Source organism: Halarsenatibacter silvermanii (assembly GCF_900103135.1).
GTDB lineage: Bacteria > Bacillota > Halanaerobiia > Halanaerobiales > Halarsenatibacteraceae > Halarsenatibacter > Halarsenatibacter silvermanii.
This window is the reverse complement of record NZ_FNGO01000002.1, coordinates 160,831-174,745: the sequence shown is the minus strand read 5'-3', so window position 1 is coordinate 174,745 and position 13,915 is coordinate 160,831. Positions and strand designations below refer to the sequence as shown.

10 protein-coding genes are annotated in these 13,915 nt (G+C 48.0%); all 10 read left to right on the top strand.

Annotated elements, in window-relative coordinates:
- Positions 1-26 precede the first annotated feature (26 nt).
- The 10 genes from BLT15_RS01785 to BLT15_RS01740 all read left to right on the top strand — a co-directional run bounded on the left by BLT15_RS01785 (position 27) and on the right by BLT15_RS01740 (position 13,885).
- Positions 27-1,229, top strand: a complete 1,203-nt coding sequence (locus BLT15_RS01785; RefSeq protein WP_089758061.1) for a YgeY family selenium metabolism-linked hydrolase — start codon at positions 27-29, stop codon at positions 1,227-1,229.
- A gap of 304 nt (positions 1,230-1,533) precedes the next feature.
- A complete protein-coding gene (locus BLT15_RS01780) occupies positions 1,534-2,577 on the top strand; it encodes a DctP family TRAP transporter solute-binding subunit (protein WP_089758059.1) in 1,044 nt (347 codons plus the stop codon).
- 80 nt (positions 2,578-2,657) lie between these two features.
- The gene (locus BLT15_RS01775; RefSeq protein WP_089758057.1) at positions 2,658-3,200 is read left to right on the top strand and encodes a TRAP transporter small permease; all 543 of its coding nucleotides are present in this window, start codon (positions 2,658-2,660) and stop codon (positions 3,198-3,200) included.
- A gap of 48 nt (positions 3,201-3,248) precedes the next feature.
- Positions 3,249-4,541, top strand: coding sequence for a TRAP transporter large permease (locus BLT15_RS01770; protein ID WP_200769666.1), 1,293 nt, complete (start codon positions 3,249-3,251; stop codon positions 4,539-4,541).
- 78 nt (positions 4,542-4,619) lie between these two features.
- Entirely contained in the window at positions 4,620-7,370 is a 2,751-nt protein-coding gene (locus tag BLT15_RS01765) for a molybdopterin-dependent oxidoreductase (protein ID WP_089758056.1), read from the top strand.
- A gap of 95 nt (positions 7,371-7,465) precedes the next feature.
- Positions 7,466-8,869 (top strand): 8-oxoguanine deaminase, encoded by a 1,404-nt coding sequence (locus BLT15_RS01760; protein WP_089758054.1) that lies wholly within the window; start codon positions 7,466-7,468, stop codon positions 8,867-8,869.
- Positions 8,853-10,187, top strand: a complete 1,335-nt coding sequence (gene ssnA / locus BLT15_RS01755; RefSeq protein ID WP_089758052.1) for a putative aminohydrolase SsnA — start codon at positions 8,853-8,855, stop codon at positions 10,185-10,187. The genes BLT15_RS01760 and ssnA overlap by 17 nt, the downstream gene beginning before the upstream one ends.
- Entirely contained in the window at positions 10,129-11,058 is a 930-nt protein-coding gene (locus tag BLT15_RS01750; RefSeq protein ID WP_089758050.1) for an FAD binding domain-containing protein, read from the top strand. The genes ssnA and BLT15_RS01750 overlap by 59 nt, the downstream gene beginning before the upstream one ends.
- A complete protein-coding gene (locus tag BLT15_RS01745) occupies positions 11,058-11,540 on the top strand; it encodes a (2Fe-2S)-binding protein (RefSeq protein ID WP_089758048.1) in 483 nt (160 codons plus the stop codon). Before BLT15_RS01750 ends, BLT15_RS01745 begins: the two co-directional genes overlap by 1 nt.
- Positions 11,537-13,885 carry a xanthine dehydrogenase family protein molybdopterin-binding subunit gene (locus tag BLT15_RS01740; RefSeq protein WP_089758047.1) on the top strand — a complete coding sequence of 783 codons (2,349 nt, stop codon included), beginning with the start codon at positions 11,537-11,539 and terminating at the stop codon, positions 13,883-13,885. The genes BLT15_RS01745 and BLT15_RS01740 overlap by 4 nt, the downstream gene beginning before the upstream one ends.
- The last annotated feature ends 30 nt before the right edge of the window (positions 13,886-13,915 follow it).

The window sequence follows — 13,915 nt, the reverse complement described above, 5'->3', positions numbered from 1 at the left end:
AATAATTATATAAGGAGTGTCAAAGTTTGCAAAGAGAAGAGCTGGTAGCCCGAATTAAAGAAGAAGTAGCCAGATATGAAGACGAAATGATAGAATTTATGCGTGACATGATCAGCATACCCAGCGAAAGTTGTGAAGAGGGTGAAGTTATTGAACGCATAGCAGAAGAGATGAATGAAGTCGGCTTTGATGAGGTTTTTACCGATGAGATGGGCAATGTCCATGGACGCGTGGGCGAAGGCGACAGAGTTTTAGCCTATGATGCTCATATAGATACAGTCGGAATCGGCAATCCCGATGAGTGGGACTGGGATCCCTACGAAGGCAAATTCGAGGATGGAATAATTTACGGTCGAGGTGCCACCGACCAGGAAGCTGCCATGGTATCGATGGTTTATGCCGGCAAAGTCATCAAAGATCTGGGGCTGCACGAGGAATTCAGCCTGTACTTTGTTGGAACTGTTCAGGAAGAGGACTGCGATGGATTGTGCTGGGAATACATCATAAATGAGAACGTTCTCGATCCGGAACTGGTAGTCATCACCGAACCCACTAATCTGAATATATACCGAGGTCACAGAGGCAGAATGGAGATGAAGGTAAAAACCGAAGGTGTTTCCTGTCACGGCAGCGCTCCCGAAAGAGGAGAGAATGCGCTTTATAAGATGGCGAAAATTATTTCTGGCGTAGAAAATTTAAATCCTGAACTTAAGGTCGATGATTTTCTGGGCAAGGGCACGGTGGCAGCCACTCATGTAACCAATCAAACCCCCAGTTTAAATGCCATTCCCAATCAGACTGAGCTGCACATTGACCGAAGATTGACCGCGGGTGAGGATAAAGAACTGGCTGTAGAGCAGATAGAAGAGATTATAGAATCTGAAGATCTGGAAGCTGAGGTCAGCATACCCTATTATGATACTCCCAGTTATACGGGATTTAAGTACGAAATGGAAAAATATTATCCGACCTGGGTTCTGGATGAAGACCATCCTGTTATTCAATCGGCAGTTTCAGCCTACGAAGATGTTTTCGACGAAGAGCCAAAAGTTGATAAATGGACTTTCAGCACCAACGGCGTTACCATTATGGGAAGAAACAATATCCCCTGTGTGGGTTTTGGCCCCGCAAATGAAGTTTATGCTCACAGCGTGGAAGATCAGGTTCCGGTCGATCATCTGCTCAAAGCGGCTGAATTTTATGCCCACTTTCCCTATAGGGTGGAATGATTAGGGTTTCAGGCACAATACTCCGTTTTGGATTGGCAGGCTATGTTCTGGTATACATGGATAATAAAACAAATATAAAAGGAGATTTGACCGTTTTGTTTAAATAGGGATTTAAGAGAAATTTAATTTTTACTGAATAGTCCTGTCGGATATTTAGGTGTCTGTTATCAGGGGGGGTGATTGCAGAACTTATTTCCCAGGTCTGCCATACATTATTTTGCTGTTGACTGTATTGAGACTCGTAGATCTAATTACAGTAAGGATTTATGGATCTTTTGAAATTAAATTATGGGAGTGTCGATAAATGTTTAAAAAATTATCAATAGCAGCACTCGTTATTTCTCTGGTTTTTATTTTCTCGGTCACAGCTGGAGCCCAGGATGTAATTCAATTGTCCCATCTCAATCCCCAAAACCCACAGGAAGTTGCTACTGCAGCCATGGCTAAAGTGTTTCAGGCTCGAGTAGAAGCTGAAACAGACATTGAAGTAGAAATATATCCAGATGGGGCGCTGGGCGACTCTCGGGAAATGATGGAACAGGTTCAGGGAAATGTTATTCAGAGTTTCATAGCCTCTGCTGGAGGCCTGGCTCCATTTTATGAGCCCATTGGGATAGTTGATATTCCTTTTGCAATTTCGCATTATAGTGTAGCCCATGAGGTATATGATGGGGAATTTGCTGATACAATGAAATCAAAAATAGAGCAGAATACCGATGGATTTGAAGTGCTGGCTTTTGGGGAATCAGGCGGCTTTTTTCAGCTGACCAACAGTGCTACACAGATAGAATCGCCTGAAGATATGGATGGTGTAAGCTTTAGAACCATGCCTATAGCGATTCACCAGGAATTCGTAACTGCTCTGGGAGCTTCCGCTACTGAAATAGCCTGGGAAGAACTTTATACAGCTCTGGAGACCGGAGTTGTCGATGGTCAGATGAATCCAATTCCTTTAATTTCTATGGAACTGCTTTATGAAGTTCAGGATTATATCACCCTCACAAATCATATGTATACTCCCTATGTATGGGTAATAAACGATCAATTTATGGAAGGTTTGAGCGAGCACGAAAAAAGTGTAATTTACGAAGCCTCACGGGCAGCAAATACGGCCGGTAGAGGTGTCAACCAGCTCGTCGAAGCTTCTGAGGATCAGGGTCTGCCAAAAATTGAAGAAGAGATGGAAGTTTATGCTCCCACTGATGAAGAGTTAGAAGCTTTTAGGGAAATAACTGAACCGGCTGCCCTGGAAGTTATCGAAGAAGAATTTGGAGAAGAAGGTCTGGAACTGGCGGAAGAATTTTTGCAGGCTGTTGAAGAGGCCGAAGAAGAACTTGGCATTCAATAAATTATTATAGATACCTTCGGGGGCTGCTGGTGCTGGATATCCGGGGCCCCCTTAAAATATATGGCAGGTGAGATTCTGCAATGAATATTTTTAGGATAGCAGAGAGGATTTCTGAAATTCTGGGCTGGATAACACTGATGGTCGTAATCTTTCTTACAGGCCTCATGACTTTAACAGTTTTAGCAGGAGTATTTTTTAGATATGTACTGGTCAGCCCCCTGGGCTGGACGGAAGCTCTGGCCAGATACCTTATGATCTGGTCTGCCCTTCTGACGGTCAGCATAGGAATAAAGGACCAGGAGCATGTAGGACTTATTATTTTAGTGGATAAACTGCCCAAAAAAGTGGCAAAAATATGGAATCTGGTGGTAAGTATTTTGGTCATTTTATTTTTATTTGAACTGACCAGGAGAGGAATAAATATGGCCATCGGAGGATTGTCTCAGCGTTCTTTATCGCTGGGCGTCACTATGTTCTGGCCTCTCATGAGTGTTCCAGTTTCGGCTGGATTGGCCCTGATACAGCAAATTTTACATGTTATAACCTCTCTTGACCCGGAGGCTGATAAATCCGATATCTTTGGAGAGACTGAAGTAGAAGAGGCCTTGAAAGAAACGACTTAAATATAAAAACATTATAAATTACAAATAAGTCTTTCGGAGGAAAACAAAATGGATATACTTCCTTTTATGGGGATTGGATTCGTAATTTTGCTTTTATCCGGTATGCCGATAGGTTTTGCCGTGGGCTCCATTTCAGTAGCGGTTTTTTATCTGATGGATGTGCCGGCGCTTTACAGTATGATACCTCAAAGATTTTTTGCCGGACTCGACTCTTTTACTCTTATGGCGATGCCTTTTTTCATATTCGCCGGAGAGATTATGAATTCTTCCCGAATCACTCATAGAATTGTTGAGTTTGCCAATGTGTTAATAGCTCACATACGTGGCGGGCTTGCTCATGTTAATGTTATAGCAAGCATATTTTTTGCCGGCATGACAGGTGCAGCAGTTTCTGATGCAGCGGCTTTAGGGTCAATGCTCATCCCTGCTATGGTAGAGGACGGTTATGATGAGGATTTTGCTGCTGCCGTCACCGGGGGGTCTTCCATAATAGGTCCTACTATTCCCCCCAGCAATATGATGGTTCTCTATGGAGCAATGATGGGAGTGTCTATCGCAGGATTATTTGCAGCCGGAATTTTACCGGGCATCATCCTGGGAATAATAATGATGGTTGTTTCAGCAATTATCAGCAAAAGACGAAATTACCCCAAGGCAGAGAAAAGGGCTTCTCTTAAAGAGATCTTTTCAGCTTTTATAAAAGCTTTTCCTGCTCTATTGATGCCTATTATTATTCTTGGCGGTATTCTGCTGGGAGTATTTACACCGACTGAGGCAGCTGCGGTGGCAGTGTTTTATGCTTTTTTGATAGGTTATTTTGTATACGGAACCCTTAATATAAGGGATATTCCTGATCTGCTGGAAAGTACAGCGAGAACAACCGGTGTAGTTTTTTTGATTATAGCTTCAGCAAATATTATGGGCTGGATACTGGCGAATCAGAGAATACCGGAACAGATAGCAGAACTTTTTCTATCGATAACTGAAAATCCTCTGCTTATTCTGTTGTTGATTAATATCCTTATGCTGATTGTCGGGATGTTTATGGACATTGCGGCAGCGCTGGTGATTTTGGGACCAGTCCTCCACCCTATTGCAGTTGATTTAGGAGTTAGCCCTATTCAATTTGGAATTATAATGGTTTTTGCGCTGAATATTGCACTTAAAACTCCCCCCGTGGGAGCCTGTCTATATGTTCTTATGGGGTTGACTGATCTGACATTGGAAGAGCTCACCAGGGCAATCTGGCCATATATTTTGGCTTCGCTTTTATTGTTATTTTTAATCACCTATGTAGATTTTATAACATTACTGATACCTTCAATTTTGGGCATTGGATGATTACACAGAATCAATAAAAATTTTTAGGGGTTCGACTGTTTAATTATTTATCTCCGGAATCGGAGGGATGGAATAAACATGGAAGAAGGAAACATGGTCATAAATGGGGAAACGATAAAAATAGCTGAGGGAGATGACCGCACCCTGCTGGAATTTCTCAGAAGAGAAAAAGGTCTGATGGGCACAAAAGATGGGTGTCACGAGGGTCACTGCGGCACCTGCACGGTGATAGTGGATGGCAGGGCTAGAAAGTCCTGTCTGGTTAGCGTCAGAGATCTTGACGGTGCTGAAATAGAGACGATAGAGGGACTGGCCGGGGAAGGGAAGCTGCACCCTATACAGCGAGCTTTTCTGGAAGAGGGGGCTGTCCAGTGCGGTTTTTGTACGCCGGGAATGATAATGTCTGCCAAAGCTTTGCTGGATGAAAATCCCGATCCTTCCCGGGAGGAAATTAAAAAGGCCCTCAATCAAAATATCTGCCGCTGCACCGGTTACAGCAAGATAATTGCGGCTGTCAGCAGAGCGGCAGCGGTTTTGAGGGGCGAGACAAAATTTTCTTCTGCCCCCGGTATGAATTCCCCGGTGGGGGAGAGGTTTAGTGGAGAGCAGGAGGCTGCCAAAGTGACCGGAGAGCCCATTTACGTCGATGATATAGATGATAGGGATGAGATGCTTTACGGTGCCTTTACTCTCAGCTCTGAACCTCATGCGGAGATTGAAAGTATTGATGTTTTTAGAGCAGAAAATGCCGAAGGTGTAGTAGAGGTTTTGACAGGCGAGGATCTCCCGGGAAAAAATTATTTTGGATTGATCGAAGAACATCAGCCCGTCCTGGCGCTGGAAAAAGTCAGGTTTGTAGGTGATCCTGTTGCCCTGGTTGTGGCTGAAAATCCGGCAGCTGCCGATAGAGCCAGCGAGATGGTCGCTGTGGACTACAACCCTCTGCCCGTCCATGATGATCCTCAAAAAGCTCTGGAGCCGGAGGCGGAAGATATTCACGAAGGAGGCAATCTGCTCAAAAAATATGAGCTGCGCAAGGGTGACTGGCAGGATCCGCTGGCCGGGGCTGATGTGGTGGTGGAAGGAGAATACAAAACACCTTTTATAGAACATGCCTATCTGGAGCCGGAAGGGGTTTTGAGTGAATACGATGAGGAGGGCAAACTGGTTGTCCATTCTCCCAGCCAGAGCTCCCATGCCTATCAGGAATTTATTGCAGACGCTCTCGATCTGCCCAAAGAAGAAGTGAGGGTTAAGCTTACTCAAACCGGCGGCGCTTTTGGCGGGCGTGAAGAACCTCTGGGGCAGATACACAGCGCCCTGGCCGCGTATGTTACCGGCAGACCTGTTAAGATTGTGCTCAGCCGCCGCGAATCTATCAGAATGTCCACCAAACGTCATGCAGCAAGGCTTCGATATCGGACCGGAGCGACCGAAGATGGCGAATTGGTCGGAGCAGAAATAGAAATTTACAGCAATACGGGAGCCTATGCTTCGCTGGGAGAGCCCGTATCCCTGCGACACACTTCTTTCTCCTGCGGTCCCTATGAAGTGCCTCATGTGAAGGTTGACACTTATTCTGTATACACCAACTCGCCTCCGGGGGGAGCCATGAGAGGTTTTGGCAGTCCTCAGGTCTGTTTTGCCGCTGAAAGACAGATGGAGAAGCTGGCTGAAAAGCTCGAGATGGATCCTTTTGAACTAAGGCGAAAAAATATTTTGCAGGAAGGCAGTCCTACCATTACCGGAGATATTCTGGAAGAGGGCGGCATCGGACTCGAGAAATGTCTGACAGCGGTGGAAGAAAGACTTAAAGAGCTCGAAATTCCGGAGAGCGATTCCCCGAATAAAGAGATCGGTACAGGAATAGCCGCCGGCTATAAAAACGTCGGGACCGGCAATGGACTTCCCGAAGAGCTGGAGGTCAGAGCTGTTTTAGGCGAAGACGGCTATATTACATTGTATGTGGGTTCGGTCGACAGCGGCCAGGGGCTCGACACGGCGCTCACCCAGATAGCTGCCGAAGCTCTTGGCTGTCGTCCGGAAGATTTTCGAGTGGTGGCCAGCGATACCGAACTCACCTTTGATGCAGGAGTGACCACGGCTTCGCGCATGGTATTTCGTGAAGGTAATGCGCTCAAAAAGTGCATGGATAGGCTGTCGGGTCGGATAAAAAAAAGCGCATCCGATCTGCTGAATAAAGATGCCGGAGAGCTGGAAATAACCGGAGGGGGAATAGCCGCGGTTAAAAGCGGTGAAAAACTGCTGGATTTTGCTGATATTTTTGTCGAAACTGGTGAGGTTTCGGCCTGCTATAGATATAATCCTCCGCAGACTGACCCTCTGCCGGAGGAAGAGATACCTGCCTATCCAGAGCCGGAGGAAAGAAAAAGGCTTCATTATGCCTATTGCTTTGGAGTACATGCTGCTGTCGTCGAAGTCGACAGAGAACGCGGCAGCGTCGAAGTGTTGAAAGTGCTGGCAGCTCATGATGTGGGCAGGGCTATCAATCCTCAAAATGTAGAGGGACAGATTGAAGGAGGAGCTGTCATGGGTCTGGGTTATGCTTTAAAAGAGGAGTTCAGCGTTGAAGAAGGATGGCCCGTGCAGGATAACCTGGCCCGGCTGCGGCTGCCCCGGGCTTTAGATGCTCCGGACATAGAGCCGATAATCGTAGAGGATTTTCATCCCGATGGTCCTTTTGGTGCCAAAGGAATGGGGGAACTTCCCAACACACCAACAGCTCCTGCTATCTGCAATGCAGTTAAAGATGCTGTTGGGCTGGATGTAAAAGATCTGCCGGTTTCGCGATCCAGCCTGAGGAAATAATAACCGGATCTTCCTGTCTTCAGCTGGTGAATAGGTAGGTCAAAAAACTTATTTAGTTATCCTGAAAAACTTCCTCGAGGAAGGTGATTTTATCTGTGGCCGCTAAATTATTTAAAAATGTCAGCAAAATCATCACCATGAATGACCAGGGTGAAGTTTTGACCGACCATGATCTGCTCGTTAAAAACGGCAGAATCGCCAGAATTTCCCCTGAGATTTCCCAAACCGGAAGGAACTCCGGTGATGATATGGAAGTAATTAACAGCGAAGATTTTTTTATGTATCCAGGATTGATAAATACTCATCATCATTTTTATCAGGTGCTCACCCGCAACATCAGAGCGGTGCAGGATGTAGAACTATTCGATTGGCTGAAATTTTTGTATCCCATCTGGTCGCACCTCGATGCTGAAGCTGTTTACTTCAGCACTCTGGCTGCAGCAGCCGAATTATTGAAGACGGGCTGCACCACGACTGTGGATCAATTTTACGTTTTTCCCGACCAGAGCGATAAAAAACTTATTGATCAGGAATTTTCAGCTGCAGAAGATATCGGCATAAGATTACATGCCTGCCGCGGCAGTATGTCGCTGGGTCAGGATGAGGGCGGACTGCCTCCCAACAGCGTGGTCCAGTCCGAGGAGGAAATTTTGGAGGATACCCGACGGGTAATTTCTGAATACCACGATAGTAATCCTTTTGCCCGCCGCCGGGTGATAGTTTCGCCCTGCTCTCCTTTTTCTGTCACCAGAGAATTGATGGAAAAATCGATAGAGCTGGCCAGAAATGAAGGTGTTCTGGCTCATACCCATCTGGCCGAAACACAGGATGAGGAAGAATTTTGTCAGAGCAAATTTGGCTGCTCACCTCTGGAGTATATGAAAGAGGTTGGCTGGCTGGGAGATGATGTCTGGTTTGCTCACGGAGTTCATCTGAATGAAGACGAACTCGCCGAGCTGGCCGAGTATAACACCGGCGTGGCTCACTGTCCGATTTCTAATATGAAGCTTTCTTCCGGAGTCGCTCCTCTCCCCCGGATGTTAGAAAAAGGGGTGCCTGTGGGGCTGGCTGTAGACGGCAGTGCCAGCAATGATTCTTCGGATATGATAGGTGAAATGAAGACCTGTCTTTTGCTGCACAAGTTAACCTCGGGCATAACTTCGGTCGGTCCTGAAGATATTTTGCGTTTGGCCACCAGGGGAGGCAGCGAAATTCTCCAACAGCCCCGGCTGGGCAGCCTGGAAGAAGGACAGGCGGCCGATCTATTTATGCTCAACAGCAAAAGAGTTGGTCTGGCAGGAGGTCTTTCCGATCCCATATCAGCTCTCATCAATACGGGAGTAAATAATCGCGTGGATATGACTGTGGTCGCTGGTGAGATTGTCGTTCGTCAGGGGCGGGTTGTGAGTTTAGATGAAAAGGAGATCTCGGAAAGGACCAACGAAATAGCCAGCAGGATGCTGGCCGAGGAGGGCATAGATTATGAAACTGGTCACTGATGGTGTGGTCATCACCAATGACAGCGAGGATAGAGTTATTGAAGAAGGAGCGGTTTTGATAGATGGAGACTCTATAAAAGAAGTGGGAAATGCAGATAAAATCAGGCAGAATTATCCCGAAGCCGAGATCATAGATGCCGGCGGACAGATGATCATGCCCGGTTTTATAAATTCTCATCTGCATTTTTACAGCACCTTTGCCCGGGGCATGGATCTCAAGGCCGAAGAGCCTCCCCGGGAATTCACCGAGATTCTGGAAAAGCTCTGGTGGCGGCTGGACAGAACGCTTTCAACCCGAGATGACCTCTATTACAGCGCTGTTTATGCGCTGCTGGAGGGCATAAAGAGGGGAACCACCACAGTTTTTGATCATCATGCCAGTTATGGTCTGATAGACGGCTCGCTCGATATCTTGAAACAGGCTGTGGAGGATGTGGGTCTGAGAGCCAGCCTCTGTTTTGAAGTTTCCGATCGGAACGGGAAGGAAAATAGAGAGAAGGCCTTGAGGGAAAACGAACGTTTTCTCAATTCGCTCGCCGAAGAAGAAAGATCATATTTGAGCGGTGCGGTCGGTCTGCATGCTTCCTTCACTCTGGAAGAAGAAACTCTGGAAAAAGCAGGAAAACTGGCTGAAAAATATAACGCTCCCTGTCATCTCCACGTGGCCGAAGGCAGTGCAGATGTTGAAGATGCTCGCAAAAGAGGTTTTGAAGGAATAGTTGAAAGACTGGATCGGCATGGCATCTGGCGGCCGGGCACCATGGCGGTACATGGAGTACATTTACAGGAAGATGAATACCGCAAACTGGCGGAAAGAGGCTGTTATCTGGTGCATAATCCCGAATCCAACCTTTCCAATGGAGTAGGAGCTGCGGATATTAAAAAGGTGCGGGAGTGCGGACTGGATGCTGCCCTGGGCACCGATGGTTATACGACCGATATGCTGGAAAGCATGACGGCTGCTGATCTGCTTCCGACCTATCTGAGCGGCGATCCCAGCTGCGGTGGAGATCTCGCTCGCTGGATGCTTTTCGATGTCAACAGCAGGCTGGCCGGCGAGACTTTTTCTCAGCCTGTCGGCCGGCTCGAGCCGGGAGCGGGAGCTGATCTGATAATAGCAGATTACACTCCCCCTACTCCGCTGACTGCGGACAATTATTTTGCTCATATAGCCATGGGAATTGCCGGCGGAGATATACAGACGGTCATTGCCCGGGGAGAGACAATAATGAAGGATCAGGAGGTGCAGACAGTAGATTATGAAAGAATCATCCAAAAATGCCGCGCCCAGGCCCGAGATTTCTGGGAGCGATTTTGAAAGTGAAGCGGAATATTATGCGCCCGATAATATAGACAGAGCTCTGGAGATAAAAAGCGAATACGGCAAGGAAGCTGTTGTCATAGCCGGCGGCACCGATATACTGGTTGAGCACTTCGAAAGACTGCATCGGGTTGATTGCTGGCTTGATCTCAACCAGATCAGTTATCTCAATAGAATTGCCTGCGACGACGATTTGATAAAGGCCGGCAGCATGGTAACTCATCAGGAGCTGTTAGAAAGCCCTATTATCGCCGACCAGGCCCCTCTGCTCTCTCAATCTGCCCGGGAAGTCGGTTCCAGGCAGATACGCAGCCGGGGCACGCTGGGAGGCAATATAGCAACTGCTTCTCCCGCGGGAGACACGCTTGCTCCTCTTCTGGCCCATAAAGCCAGTTTTGTGGTCATGAGCGCAGAGGGCCGTCGGGAAATTCCGGCCGACGAGTTCTTTTTAGGTCCCAAAGAATCCGCGCTGGAAGAGGATGAGCTTCTGGTTGACATTTTAATCCCCCGGGCTGCTGAGGGCGAGAGGTTTTACTGGGAAAAAGTGGGCAAAAGACAGGCCATGATAATCTCCAGTGTGACTATAGCTCTGGCTATAAATGTGGAGGAAGATGGAACTGTAACCGATGCCCGTCCCTGTTATGGCGCGGTGGCCCCCCGGCCGATGATGTTGAAGAAACTGGCTCAATATCTGCAGGACAAAAGACTTCCCGAGATCGACGGGGAGAAAGCGGGCGAGATCGCGGCTGAAGCTGTTGATCCTATTGATGATATCAGGGGCACCGAGGAATTTCGCAGAAAGGTAAGTGGAGATCTGACGATAAGAGCCCTGAAAACTCTCTCCTCCGGAAAAGGAGATGATCGCTGATGGAGATATCGATGATAGTTAACGGTGAAAAAAGAACGGTAAGAGCTGCTCCTCATCAGAGGCTTCTGGATGTTTTGCGCCAGGATCTCGGCTTGACCGGAACAAAAGAGGGGTGTGGAAAAGGGGAGTGCGGGGCCTGCACTGTTATTATGAACGGTAAGCCGGTCGCTTCCTGTCTTGTTTTAGCGCCTCAGGCGGAAGGGGCTGAGATAGAAACTGTAGAGAATTTGACCGCCGACGATGGCACGCTTCATCCCCTCCAGGAAAGCTTTATAGAAAAAGGAGCTGTGCAGTGCGGGTTTTGCATCCCTGGAATTTTGATGACTGCAAAAAATCTGCTGAAAACCGATGATAACCCCGGCCGGGAGCAGATACGCCGGGCTTTAGCCGGCAATATCTGCCGCTGCACGGGCTATCAAAAAATAATCGACGCTGTCGAAGCCGCAGCCGACAAAATAAAGAGAGGGGAGGCTGACCTATGAGCAGAAGGAGTGTCGGGCAAGGAGTAAAAAGAGTTGATGCCCGGAGCAAAGTCACCGGAGAGGCGGAATATACCGAAGATCTCACTCTCAACTACAGCGATCTGCTTCATATGAGGGTTAAAAGAGCTCCACACCCGCATGCCTATTTAAAATCAATTGACGTCACAAAAGCCCGGGAAGTACCCGGGGTGGCCGACGTCTTTACGGCCGAAGACTTTCCGCAGCTCAACAAATTCGGCCTTATCATAAAGGATCATCCGGTGCTGGTTGGAATCGGCGAAAAGATGCGTTATCTCGGCGATGCTCTGGCTCTGGTAGTGGCAGAGACTGATGAAGCCGCTCTCGAGGCCAGAGAAAAAATAGAGGTCGAGCTGGAAAGACTCGAGGTAGTGGGGAATATGGAAAGAGCTATCGATCCCAGCTGTCCCGTGGTGCATGACGACGATTTTATCGAGGTCACCCACTATCTCGAGGATTCGGAAATCTGCTGTGATAATATTCTCTGTGACCACAGGGTGGAAAGAGGAGATGTGGAGGAAGGTTTCTCTGCAGCTGATCTGATAGTTGAAAAGGAATATCGCACGCAGAGCCTGGATCAGGTCCCGATGCAGGTCGAAAAGGGCATCGCTGAATATGACTCTCAAGAAGATATTATAACCATCTATGCCGCCAGTCAATGGCTGCATGATACTCAGGCCGACGTCGCTCAATCCCTGGGGCTGGATAAAGATCAGATAAGAATTGTACAGCCCGAAATAGGCGGTGCTTTTGGCAAAAAGGAAGATGTATCCGTACACATCCACCTGGCGCTGGCCACCCGGGAGCTGGGAAGGCCGGTTCAGCTTCTTTACAACCGGGAGGAATCCTTCCTGGCTCAATCAAAACGTCATGCCATGATCATAAGGCACAAAACAGGTGTCAAAAATGATGGCAGTCTCACGGCCTGGGAGACGGAGGTTTTGGGAGATACTGGCGCCTATGCCTCCAGCGGCCCGGCTGTTCTGCAAAAAAGTGTTTATCACTGCACCGGCCCCTATCAGGTCCCCAATCTCAAAGGAAAAGCTGCCGCAATCTACACCAATAACCCCTACGGCGGGGCCATGCGCGGTTTCGGAGCAACTCAGATGGGATATTCTTATGAGAACCAAATGGATCTGCTGGCCCATGAACTCGATCTGGATCCGAAAAAATTTAGAGAAAAAAATATTTATCAGGAAGGGTCTTTAACCCCCAATGGCCAGGTTCTCAATCAAAGTGTGAACGCTGAAGAGACCATAGTCGAGGCCTGCCGGCTGGCTGAAGAAGAGAAATCGGACGTGCTTGCGGTTTCTGCCGATAAAGAAGATATTTTAAGGGGCAGAGGCCTGGCCACGATAATGTTCGGCTTTGGTTACGGCGAGGGCTTTCCCGATCATTCTATCGCCGAAGTGGAGCTGAGCGATGAAGGCACGGTTCTGGTCAACTCGGCCGCCGCAGATGTGGGGCAGGGTGTGAGAACGGTCATCACCCAGATAGTAGCAGAAGTGCTCAGAATAGATCCCGGGGTGGTCGAGATAACCCGGGGAGATACTCACAACTCTCAAAACGCCGGCTCGACTTCTGCCACCCGACAGACTTTCTTCACCGGTAATGCCGTCAAAAAAGCGGCAGAAGATCTGCTGGGCAATATCTATCATTACGCCAGCAGGGAATTCGGCACCAACCATCCCGAAATGGGAGTTAAGGATGGAAAAGCCTATTCGAAAGTCGATGAAGACGATAAAATGAGCCTCTGGGAGCTCAAGGACAGGCTGGCCCGGGAAGGGATTGAACTGAAAGGAAGAGGCACTTTCTTTCCCAAAACCTATAAACCCGATGAATACACTGGTCAGTCGGAGAAAGCATACGTGGCCTACACTTTCCACACCCAGGTAGTCGATGTGGCCGTGGACAAAAAGACGGGTATGGTCGAGGTGGAAAAAGCTTACAGCGCTATAGACGTCGGCCGGGCTATAAACCCACAGGGAGTTGAAGGTCAGATCGAAGGCGGCACTGCTCAGGGGCTGGGTATGGCGCTGACCGAAGAGGTGGTCGTCGAGGACGGATTTGTCCAAAACCCTGATTTGAGCAGATATCTGGTTCCAACAGCTCAGGATTGCCCCGAAATTGAGGTATCTTTGGTCGAGTATGAGGATTCAGACGGTCCTTTTGGAGCTAAAGGAGTGGGTGAACCGGCAACCATAGCTACAGCACCTGCTGTGGTCAACGCCGTTTACGATGCCACGGGGATTAGATTCACATCTCTTCCTTTAAAACCGGAAAGAATCAAGTCTGAACTCGAAAAAAATCACAGAGCTGATATATAATCAAACTTTACCAGTTTAGGAGTGATATCA